Genomic DNA, 24,070 nt, shown 5'->3' on the forward strand with positions numbered 1-24,070 from the left:
TCATCTTCCAGCTTTTTGAATATCGAGCCCGCTCCTGTGCTCGGAAGTGGGTTTTCACGTACCTGAACTGACGTTTCAACAACGTACTCGAAGTCGCAAAAGCGCATCTGGCTCATGGGCAGCTCGCTCAGGTAGTGAGGACGTACTTCAGCACATACGAGGACCTATTCGGAGAGTCCTTAGTGCAAGCGTTGCGCTGGCCGAGGACATTCATATCCCGGGCTCTACCGGGTTACGCTCGACTACATTTCTCACGCTCGGCAAAACACGCAGGCTGGCATAGCTTCGCTCATCGCCATCGAGCTGCAGTGAAGCTGAGCGTACGTGCAGGTAGTAGGCGCCAACCTTTTTCAAGTACAGCGGCGCTTCATAGATACCCGCCTCGACTTCTTGGGCAACGGCGACCTCCGGCCACGAGGATGGTGCCAGAAAGTAGCGAATCTGCAGATCTTTGATCCCGCCCCAGGGGGCTCCGCTTCCACCCCGGACCACGCGTAAGCGCGCCATGACCGGTTCGTTGCCAACGGGTACGGTTGGCGAGTCGAAAAGGAACTCAATCTGGACGTGGGCCCGCAGTTTCTCCAGTTCGGGGTTCTGACGTACCACGGTGCTGAAGCAGTGAGTCATCTCCGGCTGGTTGAGCATAAAGGCCACATCGAGCTTGCCGGCAGCCGGTAGTTTGACCCGCGCACCGAATACACCCGGGCGCAATTCGCGCAAGCTGCGATCAATGACCAAGGCCGCTCTTGAGGTATGGCCGCGGTTGAGGTATCCCGACATTGGCGCGTTCATCCCTTCCATATAAAAGTACGCAGTGTTGTCCACCGGGTTGACCACAAACACTGCCGCCTCGTCCCGCGCTGGGGTCAGGCTGTCAGCCAGCGGCAGGTTACCAGCCAGTTTGGGGGCGGACGGGCCCGCTTCGAAGGCCTGTACAATGGGCTGCTTGCCTTGCCCCATCGAGGCGAGGTTGATCATGCTAACCCGTGACGAAGCCAGCCCACGGACATAGGCGTAGGCTCGGGTGAATATCAGTTGGTAGGGCTCAGCGCTGACCTGCAGTGTGTGGATCAGTTGGTCGTTGCCTGCATCGATCACCAGGGCACTGTCCTCCAGAAGATTGAGGACCAGGCCGTAGCGGCCATCCGGGGTAAAACGCATCGGCCCCAAGCCTTGGCCAGCCTCAATCACCTTACGCACAGTCAGGCTGCGGGCGTCGATGACGCTGATAGTCCCAACCTTGCCGTCAGCAACGTAAACCGCCCGGGCCAATGATGAATAGGCAACCGACAGCGGGTTCGGACCGGTAGGGATGTCGCGCAGATGGCGTCGCTCGGCGATGTCGAACACGCTCAGGGTGCCGCTGTCGCGATTGCTGACGAAGGCGTACCGGGAGTCCTCGCTGAAGGCGATCTCATGATGGCCGCGACCGGTTGGCACATTGAAGACAGTCTCCAGCGTCCGCGTGTCAATCACGGTCACTCCACTGTTCGCCTCGTCAGTAGCGTTGTTGCCGACCCACAGGTAGTGGCCGTCGGGCTGCAGGGCAACGCGCACGGGGTTGCGACCGGCGGAAACATAGCGCAGCACCTGGAAACTGTCGGTGTCGATCACGGCGATTTCGTCCGCATCCGGCAGAGAAACGTACAGGCGCTTATTGTCCTGACTGGCAACCCAGTCCATGGGCGTACGCTTGAGCGCAATACGACTCAGGGTGCTGGTGATGCCACCGACCGAGATCGACGGGTCGATCACCGAGATACTCGGGTCCTTGTTCAGCAGCAACAGGTAATAGCTGTTCAAGTCGAGCAACGGCCGCGCGCCCATTACACCTTTGAGGTAAACGCCGATACGCGCCTTGCAATCGAGTTGCCGACCATCGCGAGCGGCCCCCTCACGCACCTGTGCCGGGTCCATCCAGACACCCGGCGCCAGGCCCGCGAGTGGCTGGCCGGTGGCCGCGCTGCTGATATGAAATCGCACATCCGCCAGCGTACCTTCGGTGAGCTGACCGTCGGGGCTCAGTGGTAACAGCTCGAACTCAATCGCCACACCGTCGCGCACCAGCCGCTGACGATCACTGGACGAAGGCTCATCGAGCGCAGGGGACGCTACTGCCCCCTGCTCGTTACCCTGCCCGCCAAGACAGAGGCCCGCCTCCGCCAGCAGCGCGACTGAAATGATTACAGCCATCCAACGCTTGCGTACAGCTTCCATCGCTCGACCCTCCGTGCTCGAATACCAGACTCCCCTGCATCACCGGGGCGTAAGTCATTCATCGGAACCACTAAGGCGATACAGGGGGTTCCGGCTCATTGCTCACCCGCAACAGGCCCCACAGGCCTCCGACGTTGCCAAAGGCGGCGTAGTCCCGGTACAGGTAATCGCCAGGTATTGCATTACTGCCTCCCGCGGAAGGAAACATGAAACTGAAGTGGGCTGCCGGCAGCACGCTTTCCTGGGCACCGATGTACATCGCCAAGGGGTTGTAACCGAAGCGTACCGAGCCAATCCCCGCGTCTCGCATTGGGTAACCGTAGAGATCAACCCGCTCCGCCTGGAAGGGGTTGAATGCCCATACGTGGCCGTCCAGCTGGAAGGTCGCGCCACGGCTACCGCCCGAAGGCATCATCACGTGAGTGCGAAACGGTTGACCAGGTTTGACGCGCAGGATCGGCGTCACCGGATCTCCACCCACCAAGACATTGCTATAGGCCATATGGGCGTTGGTCACCGCACCCAAACCATTGCCGCCGGCCAAACCGAAAGGTGCGTTCGGCGCACGAGCGAAGCGATACCAGAGCGGCTCGGTCTTGTAGTTGATGGCCATGTCCGAGTTGTCCTTGGGATCGTTAGGGATGCCCGGACCTTCCGAGGACATGTTCTCGACCGGTCGACCGTTTGCCCAGCGCATGTTCAATGATTTCTGCCAGACCATGGCAAAGTCACGGTAGGCAGTCCCCCCACTGGGTTGTACCGTCGCAGAGGCTCGCGAACTGGCGTCCTCTTGCCAAGTCGCGCCCTGGGGTACGATTGACATGGCGCCGACCAGGCCTTTCTGCGGCTGCTTGATCGGGTCGGCCGGCATCAGGTTCAGACCGCCGAATTCGATGGGCGTAGCATTGATAACGTCAACGTTGCGACCCAGTTGCGAGGCCACCGGTTGGCCGGCGCGCTCAAAGTGCCCGGCGTAGTATTGGTAGGTTCGGCTGGGCCAGGCACCGCTGCTGCCCAGACGCGGCGCAACAGTCTGCACCGGGTTGCTGCCGACGTTGAAGCCGTCCGACTTGGTGATGTCGTAGGTCAGCAGTTGCGCATGCAGGCCGACGTGACTGGACGGGCGCATCAGATTGTTGTTGAACGTAGTCGATCCTTGCGCCCCAAGGCGATCCCGTTTGACTGTGCCCTGCATGACCGCGAAGTTAGGCAGGTCCGGCATGACGATCGGCAGGCGGTTTTCCAGGGTAATGTTGATGCAGTCGCCCGCCGCTGCCCGCAGCACCAGAGGTTCCACTGGAACGCCCGCCTTCAGCTTGCCAGTGAGTGGATCGAGGTCCGTCTTGCGCACATAGAGGATTGCCGTCGGGTCGTGCAGCGGGCCGGACTGCCCACCGATGGTGAACGTCTCGCCATCCTCCGGATCGAACACGCTGACCATCGGGATGGACACCGGCCGAGGGTTGTAGACCAGCGTGCCACCGAGCGGATTTAGCGGACCGCCGACATGCTGGCCGGCCCCCGCCGGATCGCCGATGGTCAGGTTCAACGGGTTGCCGAGAATGTCATTGGCCAGCGCCGCCACGATCTCATAGTTGCGCTGCACGGTGGGCCGGGTGCCGATGCCGTTCGGATTGGGCGTGATACGTGGGCATACGCCGTTGAAGTTCACCGTGTTGCGTGCCGCTACCGGCCTTGGATTGTTGGGCACGACGAACAGGTCATTGCGCGGTTGTGTGTAATTGCGCATAACACCCCACAGTCCGCTCCAGTAACCCTCGAGCGAGGCATCCATGGAATACAGGTAGTCGCCGGTATCGCTGCTGGCGCTGGACATCATTGCCACCGGCGCCATGAAACCGAGCTGCTCGGAAATACCCACCATCTGCGCCGCCTTCCAGCCGGTGTTGGAGCTGTTGCCGAAGCCGCTACCGGAATGCAGCCATTTCACTCCGTGGAGGGTGACGTTGTGTTCCTCTTCGTGGCCGCCGGCATTCACCCGCAGGCGCACGTTGTCGCCTGAATAGGTGCGCAACATCGGAGTGAAGGGGTCACCCGGCAGGTCGCCGCGATTGATGTGCGGTGGGAACCGGGTGATCCCACCCGTGGGGCCCGTCGCCGCGCTGATCTTGCCAGGCTCCAGGTTGAATGCCGGGATAGCGCGATCGGTACGGTTTTGCAGGGCATAGGCAAGGTCGCCACCCAGGCCATCGGCCTGCATGCCACGGTTGCCATCCGGGGCCGTTTTGCCAGGATCATAGATGCGCAGTCCCAACGGCTCGTGGCGGTAGTTGACCACGAAGATACCCGGGTCGGAGGCCGAGATAGCCTGCGGACAAGGTCGCAGCGGGCACGTCAGCAGAGTGCCCCCGGCGCCTTCCACCACCGAGTCCAGCAGGTTGCCGGCGTTCGCCCTCGCGGGTGGGTTGATCGCAAAGCGGAAGCTGTCCGCGGTTGCCGGATAGGCCGCCGCGTCGGGAATGCCATCCGGACCTGCCCCCACATACACACCTGCTTCATAGGCATGCTGGTAGTCGCTGAACTCGAGGAAGAACTCACGGAAGCTGTCGTTCTTGCCGTCGCCGTTGTGATCGCCGGTGGCGATCACCGCCTGCCAGGAAGTCGGCCCACCGTCCTGGCGACCGCCACCGTTGTACAAGGGTTCGCCCGTCTCGGCATGGAACCAGCTGGAACCGGCAGGTTCGGCGAGTACCGTCGCATAGAGACCGACCTGCTGGTGAGTTGAGGGGCCAAAATGGTCATGGGTGAAGATATTGCCCAGACCCCGGTCGATGTTGTGAATGTTCACCACCGGGTCGGCGAACCAACGCTGCAGGGTGGTACGTGCGCCGAGCCAGTCAGCCCGGTTGAACCGCCCGAAGTACGGATGGGGCTTGGCTACGGGACAGTCAGCCGTGCCCTCGCGCGAATCGCCATCCTGACAACTGTTGAAAACTCTGATCGCGTGAATCCGCTCGACCACGCTGGACGGCGAAAGCACACCATCTTCATAGTTCCAGCCATTGGCCGAACCATCGGCGGAGGTCAGGTCCCACTTCGGCAGGTGGATGTGCTGGCCGATGATATCGGTGGGCGTGCGGACCTGGTAATCATCCAGTTCGTATACCGACGGCACCAGATTCGTGTGGTGGTACATCGTGCAGTCAAATGTATTCATGCGCATCACCAGCGGTTCCGGTGGACGCTGCTTGTTGATCACCGGCCAGGCGTCTTCCCACAGGGTCAGGATACGGGTCTGCGGGAAGTGGTAACCGACCTTGTTGAACACCGCATCGAACTGGATGTTGGCGCCCTTGTAGACGCGCGGGTGGTCAGCACTGTAGGGCGAGGATCCTGTGAAGGAGCGACCATCGAGCCGTTCGCCACTGTTGAAGTAACCCGCTCCGGCGCTTCGGGTCAGGCGCATCTGGCGGTCATCCATGCAGGGTTCGAAGAAGGGCGCCCCCGTCACCGGCGGCGCTCCGTTGGTGAGGAAACTGCGCGGCTGCAACTGGCCGCTCGGCAGCGCGGCATAGCTGGCGTGCGCGGGCTGGGCGTGGAAGGCCATCGCCGATTGTTCGACCTCGGTGCCCTCCTCGGGGAAATACACCGGTTTGGCGCGCTGGACCTCTTTGCTCATGTCCAATGCGCTAGTGGCCACATGCGCTTCGCCGCCCGCGGCCCAGCCATCCAGGGCATGCCGTGGCAGGCCACCATCCCAACCGCCCGCCTGGGCTGGATCGAGTGCGGCCCATAGGGCCTTGCCGGTATCGCGCAAGGCCTGGGCTTTTTGCGCATCGAGCATGTCCAGTGGCGGTGTGGGCGGACGTTGGCCAACGGTGCTTTCCAGCCCGCCGATCCAGAACGGATAACCCGGATTTTTCAGGCTTCCATCCGCATTTCGGTTGGCTTCGCTTCGGTCGACCAACGCCAGGGAACCGACAACACGACCCTGGGCAGGGTTGTCCGAACCGGAATCGTCGCCAGATTCATCCTCTTGCTCCTCGGCGTCGGCTATCTGCTCGCCGCTGATTTTGGGGATCACCACTACTTTGCCAGGCATTGGCGCCAAGGCCTTGCCCGGCAATGGCACGATGGCCGGGATCGGCGTGCCGGCGATGATCTCGCCGTCCGGCAGTGCCCGCGCCTGCTGGGCCGGCAGGCCGCTGCGCAAGGCAAAGGGTTCGTCATGGAATCCGGCCTCGCCGTCTTCAGTGACGGCCAGCCGGGTGCCCTCCTCGAACACATCATGGATGCGCCACATGGCCCACATGCCTTGGGCGAAGTGGGGATAGAAATGGCAGTGATAGATGGCATCGCCGACCACCCGATTGCGGTTCCCCGAACCGCCGTTGGCGATTTCATAGGTATAACCCGAACCCGGGCCAACGCCCTGCGCATCCATGTAGTCGGAGTTATCGTCGTTGGGGTTGAACAGCCACTGGTGACCATGAAGGTGGAACACGTGCTGCTCGTAGCCAACACTGATATTTCGGAACTTGACCGCATCCCCCAGGTAACTGTGGTTGACATTGGACGGTTCGGCCGGATACAGCGCCATGCTCGCCTTGATGCCAATGCTTTGCGCCAGCGGTACCTGGCCGGGTGCCAACTGTTCGAGGCCGACGTTGGCCGGCACGTCCACCAGCATGGCGATGTCACCCACTGTGTGGGCGCTGAGGAAGAATTCTTCGTAGGAGCAGGACAGGCAGTCATGCATCGGACCGACACCCAGACGGTTGGCGATCACCTCTGCCCCCATACCGCCAGCACCATAGTTGACCATAAAGGCATCGCGAGCCGGGTCGAGCATTTGGCCAAATACCGGGTCGCCCCAGTAACCAGGGAATGCCTGGACGACTGCGGACTGGTCGTGAAACACGGCGGCAAAGTCGCGAAACGGTTCCAGCCGGTTGGGGATGGCAGGATTGCGTTTGCCCTGACTCTCCAGCGGATAGGTAGACGCGGGGAAACTACCGTCGGTATTCGGGCCCATGACCAGGGCATCGGTATTGCTGGCGATGATTTCACTGCCATCGACCATGTTGAGAATCGGCTTGCCGGCCTTGCCTTCCGAAATCCACGGCTCGCGGCTCGGATAGCGCGCTTCATAGTCAATGATTGGCTGACCGGCCGGAGTCCGTCCCCGAGTCGCCAGACGCATTTCTTCCTCGGTCACCGTGTTGTGGTAGGCGCGTCCGCCCTTGGGCAAGACCACTAACTGGCCAAACAGGCCATTACCCACGTTGCCTGAGGAACCCTCACTACCGAATGTTGCGCCGTAGCTGGTCGCGACGAAAGTGCCCTCTCGCTCGGCATAAAGGGTATAGCTTCGGCTTCCCCCCGGTGCCAGCAAGCTGTTGTCATTGCGTCCGGTGTTGGCGGCAATGTCATTGATCGAAGTCACTGCCTGCAGGCCTGTGACCTGGAAGCCGACATGGCGATCCAGAACCTGATTGTCGACATGCAGTTCACCGCCACCAGCCCCCTCCTGGTGATCGTCCTGTCCGTTGGGGTTGGCCTGGAAGGCCAGCAAGTTCTGCAAATTGACCGTCAGGCAATCGCCAGCGGCGACCCGCAACACCAGAGGCCGCGGTCGCTTGTCCGGACGTAGAATGACGCGCCCTGGTACGACTGAACCGCCTTGCGTAATCAGCACACCATTGTTATCCACGACATCGCCGCGCAGGGCGAACATCATGCCATTGACGTTCTGCGCACCGAGCCGATTGAACATCAGCGGCTGGTCCATTGCGACGACATTGGCCACTAACGTGCGCTGACACTGGATCGCCGCCTCCGCTCCCGGGTTGACCATCAGCCAGAGAAAACCGATCAAGCCAACAAAAACCGGCGCCTTCAGTCCAGGGTTATTACCCTTGATGTCAGAGCTATGGGGGCGAAGCGAACCAATCATCATCGTGTCCTCCAAGTCGTTGAACCTTGGCTACATGGTCATTCAGCAAGCCCCATGCCACAAATCACTGGTATTGAATTCAACAAGTTAAAGCCTGCTACCCTCAAAAGTGAGGAATTTCCCCACCCACTTCCCCGATCATGGGCGCAATGGCCCCCATCGGCCTTGATCCCACCCCCAGGTTCTATGGTACCCACACGATGCGTCGCACTAAGGCATCACTGATTTATCGACTAACCAAAAACCTCAGAGCGGTCCAGATACTGCTTGGCCACACCAAACTCGAGGTACAGTCAGATACCTCGGCATCGAAGTAGATGGCGCGCTTGAGATGGCTGAACGAACAGAGGCTTGAATGAAACTCAGCGACGAGCTGCCCAGACGTCGCTATCGGCCAGAAGCAGACATTGCACATGCCGTTCGGCCAGTCAATTCTTGACGCCGCTTTGTAGATCACAGGTTTACAGACTCTGGTAGCGCCCTTCGAAATCACTGGCCGGCTGTTCAAGCGTGACGCTTCTTAGGCGATCTATAAGCAATGCCTGCGCCGCGTCAAACGCTTCGGTTAACCATCACACCACTAATGCCGGTGTTTCCCGGCTACGCGGTTGATTCGCACCATACCTAACGCTGGCACGAAGCAGACGGGGCGAACCCCTGTGGGAAAAGCAAAAGTAAAGCCGGTATTAAGATGGCTTTTGCTTGAAAAGGGTACGAGGTGCGAGCCGGCGAATTGTCCAGCACCTCCATTAAAGGTCGCCAAGTTTATGTGTAATAAAAAATAGGGGCGTACGTTTTTGGTGATTGCGAAAAATTGACGCCATATTTCCGCTTCCGTATTGATTAGCGCTCTATCAATAAAACTAAAATAACCAACAAAAATTGACGCCAATAAAAAATATTAATTAAGTTTAAAATTATAGTGGCGTAATACCATTATTCGTATATACATACTCTTATACCTGTAACGATGGCTTAACAACTATGACTTGCACTCAAGTTCTCGGCGTGTTTGCTCTGCAAATGTGTGTTGTTTCTACCGTGATTGCCCAAGCGAGCGTGAACAGTACTGCAACCGTCGATCAACATCGAACGCTTAACCACAAAGACGTTGGCGGTGTTGTCATTGGACAGACAATTACCCTGGCGGGGCGCGCGTTTTACGACAGTTTTGCCATCGCATGGAGTGAAAAAGACGAGACCGGAAATTTCACTGTCGCCATTACTGAGCGACCGACCGCGCGCCTGGGCAGTCAGGTGTTCGTCGACTACGGCAACCGTCGCCTGTTCCAGATGTTTCTTCCGCCAAACCGCACGCTCATCCCTGCCATCGGCACTGACGCAGCTGCTCAGGTGTACCAGGCAATTCTTGACTACCAACTCGCACAGTTTTTTGGCGATCCGGACCTGGGGCGCGACGAACTATGAAAGGTACCTGCATGCACCCTATATCGCGGGCTGTCATCAGCCTGACGCTCCTGTCTGGCTTGACGCATACCGCACACGCCAGCGAGCTCGCATACGTGCCCAATAACCCTTCGTTCGGCGGCAACCCGCTGAATGGCCCGGTACTGTTGAACCAGGCGCAGGCGCAAAATCGCTTTGTTGAAAAGTCATCGACCTCCACTTCGGGGCAAACTGCCCTGACTCAATTCAACAGTATGTTGCAGAGCGCCATTCTCAGTCGGGTGTCTTCTGCCGTGACCTCCAGCATCGTCGGCACGAACGGCCAACTCGTTCCAGGGGTTGTCGAGACCACCGACTTCCGCATTGCAATTACTAATCTTCAAAGTGGCCTGCTGCAAATCGTTACCACCGATAAGAACACCGGGCAGACCACCCAGTTTCAAGTTAATCAACCATGAATTCTGTTGTAAAAACCAATACGCAACACCCCTACCTGTAAGCACTACACTTAAAAAGGAAGTTTATAATGCACGCACGTAAATCACTCCTGTCGCTCGCAATTCTGGTTGCACTGTCCGGCTCGGCCATGGCTGATTCCAGCAGCGTCAGCACTTCGCAAAACGGTTCCCGTAACGTATTGAACGTTGACCAGCGAGGCGCGACCGAGTCGTCGATCAACATCAACCAGACTGGCAACAACAACACTGCTGGCACCGGCTCGGCACACGGTTCGCCGATCAGCCAGACCGCCACCTACAGTGCCCTGGGCATCAATCAAAATGGCGCTTACAACAGTGCCGCCGCCAATCAGGCCGGTAACAACAACAGGGCGGCCATCAACCAGACGGGCACCGGCGTTCAGCGTGCCGATCTGACTCAGGCAGGCGGCTACAGCAACGCGACAATCGCGCAGGACTACAACAGCAACACATCGGCCACTATCAACCAGGGTGGGGGCAACAATAACGCCGCGACCACTTCTCAGAGCAGCAACCGTGGCACGGGCGCCACTATTACTCAATCCGGCAGCTACACCACTGGCACCATCTATCAGCAAGACAACACCGGCGCAGTGGCCAGCCTTCGTCAAACAGGCAATGGCAACACCGGTACCGTGGCTCAGCAAAATAACACCCTGGTTTCGGCCAGCCTGCAGCAAAGCGGCAACCACAACACCGGCGTTGTGCAGCAAGTCAACTCTGGCTTCAGTTCGGCCAGGGCCCTGCAATCGGGTGATTACAACAGCGCCAATGTTTACCAGAACGGCAGCGTCCTGAATGCTGACATTAAACAGTATGGCAACAACAACTACGTATCCAGCACCCAGACCGGTTCCTTCAACGAAGAGTCGCTGCTGCAAAACGGCAACAACAACCGCGCAGTTGTCAGCCAGACCGGCGCAGGTTCACTCTTTGCCGCCAACACCGTCGGCCTGACCCAGGCAGGCACCAACCTGACTGCTAACGTCAGCCAGACTGGCGGCAGCGGTAACGTCGCCACTATCTACCAGCACTAAGATGTTTTACCCCGCCGGTTTTCCGGCGGGGTTTCTTTGCAGGAAGAGAGCCCGTATGCGCGTCCGTTCGCTATCGTTGATTGTATTTGCATCGCTACTCGTTGGTTGCGTCACGTCCCGCCCGGCGTCGACCATATCCCCGGCTACACTGGCACCGCCTACACAGAGCCTGCGTGATTTGACACACCTGCCAGCGCCTGCTGGACCTATCAGCGTCGCGGTGTACAGCTTGCGAGACCAAACCGGTCAGTACAAGCCGTCGCCTGACAGCTCGTTTTCAACCTCGGTGACCCAAGGGGCAGCATCGCTCTTGATCACCGCGCTGCGCGATTCGCGCTGGTTCCAGCCGGTCGAACGCGAAAACCTGCAAGACCTGCTTACCGAACGCAAAATCATCCGGGCGCTGGAGCAGCCGCAAGATAAGGCCCAAGTTCAGTTGCCGGCATTACGGCCGGCCAACATGCTGATTGAAGGCGCCATCGTCGCCTATGAAAGCAACGTCAGAACAGGCGGCATTGGCGTTCGTTATCTAGGGGTCGGGCCATCGGAGCTGTACCGGCAAGACCAGGTGACCGTCAACCTGAGGGCGGTCGACATCCGAACCGGTGACATCATTCAGAGCATCACGACGACCAAGACAGTGTTTTCGATTCAGGTCGATTTCGGCATTTTCCGTTTTGTCTCACTCAAGCACCTGCTGGAAGTCGAAACAGGGCTGTCGCGCAACGAACCCGTTCAGCAATGCGTGCGCGAAGCGATTGAAACCGCACTGATTCACATGATTGCCCAAGGCGTCCGCGACGGTAGCTGGAGCCTGAAAAACCCGGACGATCTCAACAAACCGTTGCTGCAAAGCTATCTGCAAAGCTACGACGAACTAATGACCACTTTGCCGATTGCCGCAACCGATAGAGAACTGCTTCCAAACGGAGACAACAATGGCACTCAAAAATAATCGACACTGGTATTTGGCCGCCGCGCTGTCCGCCATCAGCGGTCTATGCCAGGCCGCCGACCTGATGCCCGAGACGCGCTATGCCGGCATAACCGTGGGCAACAGCGTCGCCACCATTTCGCAGATCGGCTCGAACAACAACACACGAGTCGATCAGAGTGGTGGCGCACAGCGCCTGGTTCAAAGTCAGGTGGGACATCTCAATCAGGCAGCGATCAACCAAGGCGGGGTCAGCAACTCGACTTCTGCACAGCAGGCAGGATTGAACAATAGTTTGGAGATCAACCAGTCTGGTGGCTACAACCAGGCCGGCGTGGTGCAGCAGGGCGCTTACAATCTGGCCAGCGTCGTCCAGAACGGTGCGTACAATCAGGCGTTTGTCGGCCAATACGGGCAAGCTAACCAGGCGACAGTGAGCCAGTCCGGGTTCGGCGGCACGGTCTCGATCACCCAGCATGGCAACAATATGAGCGCCAACGCGACGCAGAGGTAAACCCTATGATGGATTTCTCCCAGTTGGCCGTGTCGATCGAAATGCAACGCAACGCAGGAATTGTAATGATCCGTCCGCACATCGAGAACCCCACACCTCTGTCACTTCAGTATCGAATGACAGTGCGCCAAAGCAGCTCGAACGGAAGCACCGGTATCAGTCAGCAGGGTGAAGTTCAGAGCGGTGTTTCGTCCAACGGCGTAAGCCTGAGCATGCCTGAGGGCGCAACCTGCCAAGTGCATCTGGAAATTTTTCAGAACGACACGCTGCTCAAAGAGATCGATAGTTCGTGCAACGGCCCGTCTGGGGCGCCGCTGCAAAAGTAGCCAACGCCAAGACCACCCTCCATCAGAGCAAGTAGCCCGTTGCTTGCGCACCGACTCGGCTCGATCGTGTTGACATAGGAGCGTCAACGCGCCGATGGAGCGTGTGTTGGGGGGCGGTAGAAATCTTGGACTACTTGGAGGTAGTTCATGTATTCATACGAAGACCGCATCCGAGCAGTCAAGCTCTACATCAAACTGGGGAAGCACACCGGGACAACTATTCGTCAGTTGGGCTACCCGACGAAGAACTCTCTGAAGAGCTGGCATGAAGAGTACGAGCGATGCCCCGACCTGTCGCGTGGCTACGTGCTCTCGAAGCCGAAGTACTCACTGGCCCAAAGGGAAAAGGCTGTCGGGTACTATCTCTGTTGCCGCCGACGTATTTTTCACCCACATGCCGGAATTTCATTGACCCAGTTTCGAACACCGAACTCGTTGTTGAATTTCGCTTTCAGACTGCTGGATTGGATCAAAATAGCGTCGGCACAAGGGTCAAAAATGCATTGGCGGTAACAATCAGGGTGCCGTGAGTCCACTTGTTGACGCTGGGAAAGGTATGCGCAGGCCTAGCAGACCGGCGCCGAACATCGTGAACAGCGCACTCCCGATGGTCCAGTGCAGAGCCAGTTTGTTCAGGTGTCAACCTGCTGATGGTCTGGGACTGACCGGCTTCATGGGCGCAACCTACTGGATGGTGCCGGACGAATCGCGCACTGAGCTGTACAGCATGCATTGACCGTACCGGTACCGTGCCGCGCTGATCGTTCGCGTGTTGGAGATCGACTATCGGTCCGGCAGCCGAAAGATAGTCACCAGAACGATCGCGTCGGTAAGAGCGTGCAAGGCATGCTCCGCCCCGCCTTCGACGTACATCAGATCGCTTTCGCTCATCGTCTGCCAGACCCCACCTGCCCGGACTTCGACCGAACCCTGATGACAGTAAAGCGTGATAGGACCAGCGACAGCGTGAGGAGGAAGCTGTTTGCCAGCTTTCAGAATCAAACGCATTAACTCGATCTCTGGGCTGCTGACGAGCGCCTGGGAGATCGGGGCCTGCGATGATTCGGCTGAGCTGAGCAGACTGATCACCTCAGCCGATTTGGCATGTTTTAAAGCCACGTTTATATCCGATTATTATAGGAGGGTAGTCGCTAGTCAGGCCTATGGCCACAACCGGAACGATTTAGGCTACTTTCTACGATCAATGTCAAAGCCGTACGGCCGATAGTAGGACGACTTCACTGGGGTGTATACCTAATACCGTTTAATCGCTCGGGTAATCGTCGTCCATATATGGGTGCCTGTTTGCCTGTTTGCCTGATCGAACGATGGCCGAGCAAGCGCTCCAGTTTTGGTAGTACCGATGTAGAAGGAACGTAAAATAATGACGGTGAACATTCCGATTCTTTTGGTTGCAATTTATCACGATAACGAGTCAGACCAGAAGGTGCCGTGCGCATGTGATCTTTAGGCCGAGCTTTAGACCTTCCGCGTCAGTAAAAGGTAGCTTCGTGAACGGTCGCTCTTGGCCGATTTCTGCCTGTCGCCATCGGCAGCTATGGGCAGCTCACTGCCGGTCACCTTCTCTACGAGTATCGGTCAAGTCGGATGCAAACGATGGTCAGCATCAATGCCATTGATTGGCCAGCAGGAACGCAAACCACGAATCAAAACCTGTCGAACTTCAGGACGTCTTTCTCAATACCTAAACCACCCCACTAAAGTCAGTCCGAAACGGACGGACACAGTGATCACGAGGAAACGAACTACTGCAGTGATCGGTAGGCGGGACGGACGCAACTGCCGTGCTCATGGGGATCCATAGAGTTCGCATAAAATCTGGGATTTATTAGGATAATCGTAGGGATAGAAATTTTAGAAATCGGCATAATGTCATTGTAAAACAGGTACTTATTTCTACATTCGATTCCAGGTCGTGCCAGACAGCAAAAACCGAAAAGCCCCTGAATCGAAAGATCCAGGGGCTTTTTTGTGGCTGACGGAAAGACAAAGAAAAAAGCCGATCTGTCTATTCAACAGATCGGCCGTCTTTAGCGAGTATTGCCGTCAGACATGCTCACTGCTTTTCGCATGCGCGGTCCGCGGCTCTGCATGCTCATGGTCCGTCTCCAGCACCGGGATCTCCTTCCCGTCGCAGTCATGCAGTTTGCCTTCGCTGAAGTAATCCCCTTCGCGCAACGCTGCCAGGTCCTGATAACGCAACACGCGTTCAGTACCGGCCGCAAACACCGATTGCTGATCCGAGTTACCGGCAGTGAGATGGTTGAAGGTCAGGTTCAGCACGATGGCCATGATCGCCGAGGAGCTGATGCCCGAGTGGAAGATCGTTGCGAACCAGCTTGGGAAGTGGTCGTAGAAGTTCGGCGCAGCGATAGGGATCATGCCGAAGCCGATGGAGGTGGCAACGATGATCAGGTTGACGTTGTTGCGATAGTCGACCTTGGACAGCGTACGAATACCGCTGGCCGCCACGGTACCGAACAGTACGATGCCAGCACCACCGAGCACCGAAGTCGGTACGGCGGCGATGACCCGGCCCATGAATGGCAGCAATCCAAGGATCACCAGAAACAAACCGCCGGTAGCCACTACGAAGCGGCTCTTGATCCCGGTCACCGCCACCAGCCCGACGTTCTGGGCGAAGGCACTTTGGGTGAAGGAACCGAAGATCGGCGCGAACATGCTCGACAGCATGTCGGCGCGCAGGCCGTTGCCCAGGCGTTTGGAGTCGACCTTGGTGCCGATGATTTCACCCACCGCCAGGATGTCCGCCGAGGTTTCCACCAGGGTCACCATGACCACGATGCACATCGACAGGATCGCGGCGAAGTGGAAGGTCGGCATGCCAAAGTGAAACGGCGTCGGGAAGCCGAACATCGGGCCCTGGGTGACGGACGAGAAGTCTGCCATGCCCAGGAACACCGCGATCACCGTACCGATAACCATCGCCAACAGGATCGACAAACGAGAGATGCTCGCGCTGCCAACCTTGCTCAGCAGCAGAACCAGCACCAGCGTTACCGCCGCCAGACCGATGTTCGACATGCTGCCGAAGTCTGGGGCATGGCTGTTGCCGCCCATGGCCCAGCGTGCGGCAACGGGCATCAGCGTCAGTCCAATGGTCGTGATCACAATGCCCGTGACCAGCGGCGGGAAAAACTTGGTAATGCGTGAGAACACCGGTGTGATCAACAGGCCGATTAACGACGCTGCAATCACCGCGCCCAGAATCGACTGAAACCCGCCCTCACCGCCGCTGCTGACAATTGCCACCATCGTCGCAACGCCAGAGAACGACACGCCCTGTACCAGCGGCAACTGACAACCGAAAAACGGTAAGCCCAGGGTTTGCAGCAACGTGGCCAGCCCCCCTGCAAACAACGAAGCAGCAATCAACAAACCGATGTCCGCCGGCGAGAGCCCGGCCGCCTGGCCGATGATCAAAGGCACCGCGACAATACCGCCGTACATGGTCAGAACGTGTTGCAGGCCGTAAGCCATATTCGCGCCGATCCCGAGATTTTCGTCCTCAGGCCGTTGGTGTGAAACATGGGGCGTTTTCATGTTGGGGGGTTCCCTGGTTTTTGTTATGCGCACACTGTATGCAAGACCCAGGACAAATGTCTATAGAGTTGTATACAACTTGTCAGTCACATTATGGACACATAGCCACGAACCCCTGTGTTCACGCCACCGCCCCTCAAGAAAAAATTCTTGAAATACATCCTGCCTCAATCTTTTCCCTTCCCCGGCTAGCCTTTTGAGTTCCTGGTGACCACCGGCATGGCCGCCATAAAGACAACACCGCAGAGCCCGTCACGAATACCGGGCATCTGAAAAAAGGAATAACGGCTTCCGAGCTGAAAGTCCTGGAGAAAAAATTGTCGGAAGCCCTCAACGAAATCCATCGCGTGATGGAATCCGAAGTACGGCCCTAGGCAGAAATCCGAGCCACTTTCGCGATGCCCATCGGCTGAGTATCGAGCAAATGAAAAAGGGACAGACTCATCGAAGCTGTCCCTTTTTCCGTGGCGCTCCATTGGCGTCCTACGCGGGCTCCATCACCCGCTCAAGCACTCGCTTCAACGCCTCTTGCACCGGCACCCGAATCCCGAACTCGCTCTCCAGCACTTCGATCAGTTCATCCACACCCGCCACCTGCCGCCGCTCGCTCTCACTGCCGATGCGATGAATCGCAAAACTGCTGTTGTTCAACGTGCGCCGCCAGCCATCCCCGGTGCGCGCCACCATCAATTGTTTGGTGAAAGACGATTCAGGATGGGTCGAGACGTACCAATTGCCGACGGCGTAATCGATGTCTTCCTGACGCTGCAGATCGAAGATGTACATTGCCTTCCATTCGCCAGCGACTTTGGCGCGAAGGGTGTAGCCGTCCTCATGCTGTTCGATGCGATAGGGTTCATGAGGGGTGAGTTGTTCCGCCTGATTATCAAGCAGCAATGGCGCGGTCGGCACCATGCCGCCGAAGCCGACGTCGGTGATATAGCGCACGCCGTCCAGGGTTACCAGGCTCAAGCGGTGAGTCCGGGCGGTCCACGCGCCTTCGGGATGGCCCATAACCACTCGGCCGGACATGCCGCGAGCGTCAAAGCCCAGGTCCTGAAGCAAGGCCAGGAATAGGTGGTTGAGTTCGTAGCAGTAACCACCGCGACCATCGTGCAGGACTTTTTGCTCGATGGACGGCAAGTCGATGAGCACCGGCTCGCCCAATAACGTGGTGATATTTTCGAACGGAAAAGCACCGGTGTGACGCAACTGAAGGGTGCGCAGGGTTTCCAGGGTCGGCGCCGGAGGCGCATCGAAGCCCAGGCGTTGCAGGTACAACGCACGGTTGATCAGGCGTGGCTCGCTCATTGCTCTGTCCTTATGCATGGGGCCGCGGATCGCTCCGCTGATGGACGCCATGTATAAGGGATAAACCGGTTTGACCGACAATTGATTTAGCCAATCGCCACCCATGGACACCTCAACGCCGCTTGCGCGAGCCCAGCCGAATCCATGTCGGTGCGTGGTCGCTGGCATGCGGTTCGTTGCGAACCCACGCATCGACTCCGGCCTCATGCAGATAAGGGCTCAACGCAGGGTTGAGCAACAGATGATCGATGCGCAGCCCCGAGTTCTTCTGCCAGTGCTGCCGAAAATAATCCCAGAAGGTGTAAAGCCGATCCTCCGGATACAGATGCCGCAGGGAATCGGTCCAGCCCTGATCCAGCAGGCGCTGATAACACTCGCGGCTCTCCGGTTGCAGCAACGCATCCTTGAGCCAGGAGCGTGGGTTGTAGATGTCCATATCGGTGGGCACCACGTTGTAGTCACCGGCCAGCACCACCGGATGCTCGCTGTCCTGAAGCGTCTGCGCGTAAGCGATCAACCGTTCGAACCAGGCCAGTTTGTAATCGAACTTCGGCCCCGGTTGCGGGTTGCCGTTGGGCAGATACAGGCAGCCCACCACTATGCCGTGCACGGCGGCTTCCAGATATCGGCTATGAGTGTCGCCGTCATCACCCGCAAGACCGCGGCGACTCTCGAGCGGTTGCGCATCCCGCGCCAGAATCGCCACCCCGTTCCACGACGACTGCCCTTGCCAGATCGCGCCGTAGCCAGCGGCCTCAAGCTCGGCGGCTGGAAAGGCGCTGTCGACCGACTTCAGTTCCTGCAAACAAGCGATGTCCGGTTGCTCTCGCTCGAGCCAGGCCAGCAGGTTCGGCAGGCGGGCGCGTATGCCGTTGACGTTGAACGTCGCGATTCGCAAATTCTTCATGGGCCAACGCTCCTGACGGCGAGGTGTCTTGTGTGTGACACCTGCACGTTTCGGTGGTTGCGTCGGCGGCACCCTATACGTCGTAATAGGCCAGTGATTCAACCTTCCAGACGATGCGGGACTAAACATGGACGAAATCATCGCCCACATAGGCAAATGGCTGAGCGAGATTCACGGATCGGGCCGGCACCAAATGTATGGCGCCTTTCAACTGCTCGCCGTGGGCGTAGCCATCACAGCCGCGCTCACGGCCAAGGATTACGCCAAGAAACGCAAACAATTGAAGGAACGTCAGACGACCACGCTGGCAACCGACTGTCTGTCGATGACGCTCTTGTCCAATGAGGGTGGCGAACCTGTTAAATACGTTGCAACGCTCTTGCGGGAAAACGAAGGCTATCGACTCATGCTGAAGACATCCGGCGCATCCCGGGAAATGACTGTCAGTGAACCGTTCAAGACGCTGGATGAGGCCGAAAATCATCTCAGACTAAACACCCCGTTCCTGTTGTCCGATTTCAAATAACGACATTCAGCCCTCACCCACCACTCGTCATCCAGCCGGCACCAACGGCCCTGCCCCTCACACCAACATCAGGTAACGACTCATCTTTGGAGACGCACCATGATGAACATCAAAATCACCTCGCTGTTGTTGGCTGGATTGCTGTCGGCCGCCTCCGTAGCGACTTTTGCGGCGTCCGGCGATGGCGCTGATGCGACCGGCACCAAATCGGGCGCTACCAGCGGCTCGACCATGCCACCCGACAACAGCACCCCGGGAGAACCGGGCGGGAATAATTCCAACGGCGATAATCGCGGCTCGGGTTCGTCGAGTGGCGCCAGTGGCGGCAGTGGCGGCAGTGGCGGTAATGCTGGCAGCAGTGGCTCCGGCGCGGGCGGCGGCACCGGTGCTGCGGGTGGTGGAACGGGCGGTGCCGGAGGCGGGACTGGCAGCTGAACGCGTAAAAGCGGCCGATGATGGTGAGAGTCATCGGCCGCTTTCCAATCGGGGCTATTTCATAGCTGCGTGACCGCCGGCGGGTTCCATTTGCCGTTCAAGATCTCGGACTTCGGACCGTACAAACGCATGGTCAGGTTGAACGGCCCCGTGGGTGCCGGCAACCAATTGGCCTCGAGGTCCTTGCCGGGGTTTTCGTTCTGGAAGTAGATGTCCAGCGAACCGTCAGCGTTAGTCTTGAACGGCATCCAGCTACTGACCGCAAAGCGGTTGAGCGCATTGCCGACCTGGAAACCTTCGGGGTCGTATAAGGTGATCGACCAGAAGGCGTTCACCGGCGGCGCCTCGCCCTTGTCGAAATGCAGCACGTACCTGTTGGCACCGTCGAGTGGCTTGCCTTGGTCGTCACCGATGTTCAACGGGTAAATGGCATCCTCGGGCAAGTTGGCGCCGAGTCCAAGTTGCGTGACGATCGCTCGCTTCAAATAGTAGTTGCCGTAGACGCCCATGGTGTCGGTGTTCATCGACCAGCCATTGACCACACGAGCGAGGGTGGCAACCTTCCATTTCATCAGCGCCTGTGCTTCCTCAGGCACAGTCTGCAATGCTGCTTTGATTTCCGGAGCCAGCGCATCCATGTTGAACGACTTGCCGGGTTCGATACCGATACGCTGCATCTGCGCGAGGATTGGTTGATCGGTGATGTGCGCTGGGTGCACTTTGAGCAATTCGGCGGCGTAGGCGAAGTAGTCGGCCGCCGACAGTGTGTCGACCTGGCTCTTCGCCGGAGTCTTTATGTCCACGGCCGGGTCGACGATCACGCTGACCGTTCAATCCGGCAGGCACCGTCCCGGCCCAGCCCGGTGGCGTCACCAGAAACTGCCCGGCCTCGGTACCCGTGGTGCGCCAGCCCGGCGAGGCGAACACATCGGTCCACATGTCGAGCATCGGCAGCAAGTAGAAACGCCCGGCCGTATCGGGCGCAGCGATTACCAGCGGTTCTTTGGTCAGGTCCAGCCAGGCAATGGAATACAACGTGTCGAAGTTGGAGCGCACCACGCCTTTGAAATCGGCAGGGGGATACTCCGGCACACTGACAAACATGTTCATCGGATCGTCCGTGCGATGGAGAGATCTGCCGGAACCGGCAGAGCTAACGCAACTCTAGACGATCAATTCAACAGAATCTGACAGGCAGACGGCCGGCTGGACGGGGTGTTGCGCGGGTGAAACAACCTCGCCTAACCTCTCAACGATCCGAGCGCATCAGGGCCTCGACACCGCCCTCCATCGACAGCACCGCCGAGCGGTTTCTCCCCGAATGCTTGGCCTGATACAGCGCCGCGTCCGCACGCTGGAGGAACACTTCCATGCTGTCGCGGCCCGTCGGCATAAACGAATAACAACCGAGGCTGACCGTCACGTAACCCGTGGGTGAACCGCTGTGGGTGATGTTTTTGTCCATGACGCTGCGGCGGATCTGCTCGGCAATCACCAACGCGCCGTGAAGGTCAGTGTCGGGCAGCAATACCGCAAACTCCTCACCGCCGTAACGCACCGCCAAATCGGCTTTTCGATGGCAGCATCCCTTCACCGCTCGCGCCACTTCAGCCAGGCAATGGTCTCCTGCTACGTGGCCATAAGTGTCGTTGTAGCGCTTGAAGTAATCGATATCGAGCATGATCAGGCTCAGCGAACTCGACTGCCGGGCGCCACGACCGAACTCGATGTCCAGCGCCCGTTCGAACAGCCATCGATTGGCCAGCCCGGTCAGGCTGTCGTGGGTCGCGATCAGTTTCAGCGCGTCCTTGGCCTCGCGCAAATGTGCCTCGACCCGTTCACCGACGCGCACCTGATGAATGAACACCCAACCGAACAGCCCCACGCCCAGCACCACCAGCGCAACGATAATGCTGGATTGAAGGGCTGTGGCGTACCAATCCTTGAGAATCGCATCCTTGGACGATGCCGCAGACACCACCAGCGGATAGGCGTCGAGCTGCCGATAGCCATACAACCGGACGATACCGTCCACCACCGAACTGAACATCGCGTTGCCGGCCGGCGCATTGGGCAGGAGCTTTTGGAAGATCTCTCCCTTGGCCAGTGAAGTGCCGATCTGCGCTTCCACAAAGGGGCGACGTGCCAGTAACGTTCCGTCGATCGAGGCCAAAAACATCGAACCGTTGTCATCGATGTTGAAGCTTTTGAAGAACTGATCGAAGTACGACATCTTGATCCCGGCCAGCAAGACGCCCTGGAAATTGCCGCTCTTGTCGTTCACCCGTTTGGAAACCGGAATGATCCACTCGCCATTTTTCCGACTGCGAATTGCCGGCCCGATGTGTGCGACAGAAGAAGCATTTTGCTGGTGGAACTTGAAGTACTCCCGATCAGAGACACCAGTGTCGTGCGGCATATCCTTGAAAGAAGTAACGACCCACTGCCCCTTCTGGTCGAACAGAAATATCCCGTGCAACTGACTCAGTGCCTGCACCTGTCGGGCGAACGTTTTCTGCAAACGTGGTTTTTGCGGCCCGCCAAAACCGTCGGCCTGAATCCAGTCCACCAGATTGGTCAACACCAGATCGGCTTTCATGAAGGTATCTTCGGCCTGCTGCGCCATGGCACGGGTCAGGTTCGACGACACCACTTGCGCCGCCGTCAGGTCGTGACGACGCGACTGCTCCAGTTGCAGGTAAAGCAAACCGCACAGGCACAGGCACACGACGGCGATAAACAGCACCGCTGCCTTGCGCAGAGGAAAGCGTTTCATCGCAACGCCGGTGGCGCTGTGCGCGTCGTCAAGGGGGGTAGGCAAAAGCTCGTCCTGTAAGGGTAAGGCATGGGCAAAGGCCCAAAACCCTTATTTTTTGTGAGCTTAGTCTACGGGGTGGTCAGGGGCAAACGTCCATTGGATAGCCGCCGCATCGCGCTCTGTAAATGCGCACGTGCGCTTTCGGCATCCCCCAGGCGCATTTGCTCATAAGCCCGCTGGGCGATCTCATGGGGCACCGGTTTGAGCTCTCGCTGAGTCGCCATCGCCAACAGCTGCACCTGTGCGGCGCGCTCCAGGTAATACAGGTCATCCCAGGCCTCGGCAATGGTGGGGCCGGCAACAATGACTCCGTGGTTTTTCAGAAACAGGATGTCGGCATTACCCATGACGCTGGCAATCCGGTCGCCTTCGGACTCATCGAGGGCCAGGCCGTTGTAGTCCTCATCCACTGCCGTTCGGCCGTAAAACTTCAAGGCCGTCTGCCCCAGCCATAACAGCGGCGGACCTTGCAGCAGACACAACGCCGTGGCGTGTGGCATATGCGTGTGAAACGCCACTTTCACCCTCGGCAGCTGTTTGTGCAGTCGGGCGTGGATGTAGAACGCGGTCGCTTCCGGTTGCCCTTCGCCGTCCACGACATTGCCGTGAAAGTCGCAGACCAACAGATTTTGCGCAGTCACCTCCGCGAACGCATACCCGTAGGGGTTCACGAAAAACAGATCATCCCGGCCCGGCACCATGGCGGAAAAGTGGTTGCAGATGCCCTCCTCCAAACCATTGAGCGCCGCCAGTTGAAAACACGCCGCCAACTCCGTACGAGCGGTGATGGCGGCCTCGGCGTCCAGATTGAGATCGCTGCAACGCGATGGCCGGGAACTGCCTGCAAGGGTGTGTGCCATGACGATGACTCCGTGGTTTACCAGCCAAGGGACGTGAACAAGGGCACGACCTGATCCAGCGTGTTCAATATCGCATCGGGTCGATAGTCCGCCAGCAATTGCCGACCGGTGCCACGGTCAATCCAGACACAACGAAAGTGCATGTCCCGGGCGGCGGTGTGGTCCAGCATCGGGCTCGCGCAGATATGCACCACCTGCTCGCGACTGACACCCAGCTGTTCATGAGCGTAGTCAAACAACCGCGGATCCGGCTTGTAAGCACCAGCCTGCTGGGCGGTGATGACCCGGTCGATGTGTCCGCCGAGTTGCGCGACATTGCCGGCAATGATGTCGTCATCGGTGTTGGAGACGATGCACAACTTGAATCCCATTTCCTTGAGCTTCGCGAGCGTCCCGATCACTTCCGGGAACGGCGGCATCTGCGGGATCGCCCCGGCCAGGCGCTGGCTGTCCTGGCGCGCGCTGGCCAACCCCAACTCCTCCAGGGCCAGGTGCAAACCGAGCGTGCTCAGTTGGCGGAACGAGCGATGCGGCGGCGTCTGCTCCAGGCGATGTTCCTGCCGGTCGTACACCTCGATCAGTCGATCGACATCAACGGCGTGATCACCTTTGTCGCGCAGAATCTCGGCGGCCACGACCTTCAAGCCTTCATCCCACTGAATCAGCGTGCCATAGCAATCGAAGGTCAGCCATTCGGGGCGCGGGGTGTTTTTGAGCGTCATGGTCGTATCCTCTGAAGGGTGACCTTCAGATTACGAGCCCTTAGTGATAGTGTGAAATTAAATTAATATCTATCC

General features: G+C 58.4%; 17 protein-coding genes and 3 pseudogenes. 10 read left to right on the top strand and 10 right to left on the bottom strand.

What is annotated here, in order from left to right:
* Positions 1–210: 210 nt before the first annotated feature.
* Together FQ185_RS08905 and mnxG are read right to left on the bottom strand one after the other, a co-directional pair.
* Positions 211–2,217 (bottom strand): YncE family protein, encoded by a 2,007-nt coding sequence (locus tag FQ185_RS08905; RefSeq protein WP_256730390.1) that lies wholly within the window; start codon positions 2,215–2,217, stop codon positions 211–213.
* 70 nt (positions 2,218–2,287) lie between these two features.
* On the bottom strand, positions 2,288–8,035 hold the full coding sequence (gene mnxG, locus FQ185_RS08910; RefSeq protein WP_256730396.1) for a manganese-oxidizing multicopper oxidase MnxG: 5,748 nt from the start codon (positions 8,033–8,035) through the stop codon (positions 2,288–2,290).
* Between the two features lie 281 nt (positions 8,036–8,316).
* Here mnxG and FQ185_RS30510 point away from each other — a divergent pair.
* From FQ185_RS30510 to FQ185_RS08950, 8 genes and pseudogenes are all read left to right on the top strand, one after another.
* Positions 8,317–8,489 (top strand): annotated as a pseudogene (locus FQ185_RS30510) (integrase); the annotation flags it as partial.
* A gap of 653 nt (positions 8,490–9,142) precedes the next feature.
* Positions 9,143–9,562, top strand: coding sequence for a CsgE family curli-type amyloid fiber assembly protein (locus tag FQ185_RS08920; protein ID WP_178113511.1), 420 nt, complete (start codon positions 9,143–9,145; stop codon positions 9,560–9,562).
* An 11-nt stretch (positions 9,563–9,573) separates the two neighbouring features.
* The gene (locus tag FQ185_RS08925) at positions 9,574–9,999 is read left to right on the top strand and encodes a curli assembly protein CsgF (protein ID WP_149417103.1); all 426 of its coding nucleotides are present in this window, start codon (positions 9,574–9,576) and stop codon (positions 9,997–9,999) included.
* Between the two features lie 68 nt (positions 10,000–10,067).
* The gene (locus tag FQ185_RS08930) at positions 10,068–11,057 is read left to right on the top strand and encodes a hypothetical protein (protein ID WP_149417104.1); all 990 of its coding nucleotides are present in this window, start codon (positions 10,068–10,070) and stop codon (positions 11,055–11,057) included.
* A 55-nt stretch (positions 11,058–11,112) separates the two neighbouring features.
* Positions 11,113–12,012 carry a CsgG/HfaB family protein gene (locus FQ185_RS08935; protein WP_149417225.1) on the top strand — a complete coding sequence of 300 codons (900 nt, stop codon included), beginning with the start codon at positions 11,113–11,115 and terminating at the stop codon, positions 12,010–12,012.
* Positions 11,996–12,505: a curlin-associated protein gene (locus FQ185_RS08940; RefSeq protein WP_149417105.1), complete on the top strand. Its 510-nt coding sequence runs from the start codon at positions 11,996–11,998 to the stop codon at positions 12,503–12,505. Before FQ185_RS08935 ends, FQ185_RS08940 begins: the two co-directional genes overlap by 17 nt.
* A gap of 41 nt (positions 12,506–12,546) precedes the next feature.
* Positions 12,547–12,831, top strand: a complete 285-nt coding sequence (gene csgH, locus FQ185_RS08945) for a curli-like amyloid fiber formation chaperone CsgH (protein WP_306108875.1) — start codon at positions 12,547–12,549, stop codon at positions 12,829–12,831.
* Between the two features lie 147 nt (positions 12,832–12,978).
* A pseudogene (locus FQ185_RS08950) lies at positions 12,979–13,197 on the top strand (IS3 family transposase); the annotation flags it as partial.
* Between the two features lie 417 nt (positions 13,198–13,614).
* Here the strand turns inward: FQ185_RS08950 and FQ185_RS08955 are convergent.
* From FQ185_RS08955 to FQ185_RS08970, 4 genes are all read right to left on the bottom strand, one after another.
* Positions 13,615–13,950: a cupin domain-containing protein gene (locus FQ185_RS08955; RefSeq protein ID WP_149417107.1), complete on the bottom strand. Its 336-nt coding sequence runs from the start codon at positions 13,948–13,950 to the stop codon at positions 13,615–13,617.
* Between the two features lie 948 nt (positions 13,951–14,898).
* Positions 14,899–16,416 (bottom strand): nucleobase:cation symporter-2 family protein, encoded by a 1,518-nt coding sequence (locus tag FQ185_RS08960; RefSeq protein WP_149417108.1) that lies wholly within the window; start codon positions 16,414–16,416, stop codon positions 14,899–14,901.
* Between the two features lie 483 nt (positions 16,417–16,899).
* Positions 16,900–17,727, bottom strand: coding sequence for an arylamine N-acetyltransferase (locus FQ185_RS08965; protein WP_149417109.1), 828 nt, complete (start codon positions 17,725–17,727; stop codon positions 16,900–16,902).
* 112 nt (positions 17,728–17,839) lie between these two features.
* Positions 17,840–18,634: an exodeoxyribonuclease III gene (locus FQ185_RS08970; protein WP_149417110.1), complete on the bottom strand. Its 795-nt coding sequence runs from the start codon at positions 18,632–18,634 to the stop codon at positions 17,840–17,842.
* A 127-nt stretch (positions 18,635–18,761) separates the two neighbouring features.
* On the opposite strand from FQ185_RS08970, the gene FQ185_RS08975 reads away from it, so the two are divergent.
* Together FQ185_RS08975 and FQ185_RS08980 are read left to right on the top strand one after the other, a co-directional pair.
* Positions 18,762–19,160, top strand: coding sequence for a hypothetical protein (locus FQ185_RS08975; protein ID WP_149417111.1), 399 nt, complete (start codon positions 18,762–18,764; stop codon positions 19,158–19,160).
* Positions 19,161–19,259: 99 nt separating this feature from the next.
* A complete protein-coding gene (locus FQ185_RS08980) occupies positions 19,260–19,595 on the top strand; it encodes a hypothetical protein (protein WP_149417112.1) in 336 nt (111 codons plus the stop codon).
* Between the two features lie 59 nt (positions 19,596–19,654).
* Here the strand turns inward: FQ185_RS08980 and FQ185_RS08985 are convergent.
* The 4 genes and pseudogenes from FQ185_RS08985 to FQ185_RS09000 form a co-directional block, all read right to left on the bottom strand.
* Positions 19,655–20,708: pseudogene (locus tag FQ185_RS08985) on the bottom strand (DUF1254 domain-containing protein); the annotation flags it as partial.
* Positions 20,709–20,844: 136 nt separating this feature from the next.
* A complete protein-coding gene (locus tag FQ185_RS08990) occupies positions 20,845–22,416 on the bottom strand; it encodes a GGDEF domain-containing protein (protein ID WP_149417113.1) in 1,572 nt (523 codons plus the stop codon).
* Between the two features lie 65 nt (positions 22,417–22,481).
* A complete protein-coding gene (locus tag FQ185_RS08995) occupies positions 22,482–23,273 on the bottom strand; it encodes an aldolase (RefSeq protein WP_149417114.1) in 792 nt (263 codons plus the stop codon).
* A 17-nt stretch (positions 23,274–23,290) separates the two neighbouring features.
* Positions 23,291–23,995, bottom strand: coding sequence for a haloacid dehalogenase type II (locus tag FQ185_RS09000; protein WP_149417115.1), 705 nt, complete (start codon positions 23,993–23,995; stop codon positions 23,291–23,293).
* Positions 23,996–24,070 lie beyond the last annotated feature (75 nt).

This window comes from Pseudomonas sp. ANT_H12B (assembly GCF_008369325.1).
Classification (GTDB): Bacteria; Pseudomonadota; Gammaproteobacteria; order Pseudomonadales; family Pseudomonadaceae; genus Aquipseudomonas.

What these genes read in the sequence shown, in the direction of transcription:
- FQ185_RS08905 (WP_256730390.1), bottom strand. Translation starts at nt 2,217, where the DNA reads ATGGAAGCTGTACGCAAGCGTTGGATGGCTGTAATCATTTCAGTCGCG.
- mnxG (WP_256730396.1), bottom strand. Translation starts at nt 8,035, where the DNA reads ATGGTCAACCCGGGAGCGGAGGCGGCGATCCAGTGTCAGCGCACGTTA.
- FQ185_RS08925 (WP_149417103.1), top strand. Translation starts at nt 9,574, where the DNA reads ATGCACCCTATATCGCGGGCTGTCATCAGCCTGACGCTCCTGTCTGGC.
- FQ185_RS08930 (WP_149417104.1), top strand. Translation starts at nt 10,068, where the DNA reads ATGCACGCACGTAAATCACTCCTGTCGCTCGCAATTCTGGTTGCACTG.
- FQ185_RS08935 (WP_149417225.1), top strand. Translation starts at nt 11,113, where the DNA reads ATGCGCGTCCGTTCGCTATCGTTGATTGTATTTGCATCGCTACTCGTT.
- FQ185_RS08940 (WP_149417105.1), top strand. Translation starts at nt 11,996, where the DNA reads ATGGCACTCAAAAATAATCGACACTGGTATTTGGCCGCCGCGCTGTCC.
- csgH (WP_306108875.1), top strand. Translation starts at nt 12,547, where the DNA reads ATGCAACGCAACGCAGGAATTGTAATGATCCGTCCGCACATCGAGAAC.
- FQ185_RS08960 (WP_149417108.1), bottom strand. Translation starts at nt 16,416, where the DNA reads ATGAAAACGCCCCATGTTTCACACCAACGGCCTGAGGACGAAAATCTC.
- FQ185_RS08965 (WP_149417109.1), bottom strand. Translation starts at nt 17,727, where the DNA reads ATGAGCGAGCCACGCCTGATCAACCGTGCGTTGTACCTGCAACGCCTG.
- FQ185_RS08970 (WP_149417110.1), bottom strand. Translation starts at nt 18,634, where the DNA reads ATGAAGAATTTGCGAATCGCGACGTTCAACGTCAACGGCATACGCGCC.
- FQ185_RS08975 (WP_149417111.1), top strand. Translation starts at nt 18,762, where the DNA reads ATGGACGAAATCATCGCCCACATAGGCAAATGGCTGAGCGAGATTCAC.
- FQ185_RS08980 (WP_149417112.1), top strand. Translation starts at nt 19,260, where the DNA reads ATGATGAACATCAAAATCACCTCGCTGTTGTTGGCTGGATTGCTGTCG.
- FQ185_RS08995 (WP_149417114.1), bottom strand. Translation starts at nt 23,273, where the DNA reads ATGGCACACACCCTTGCAGGCAGTTCCCGGCCATCGCGTTGCAGCGAT.
- FQ185_RS09000 (WP_149417115.1), bottom strand. Translation starts at nt 23,995, where the DNA reads ATGACGCTCAAAAACACCCCGCGCCCCGAATGGCTGACCTTCGATTGC.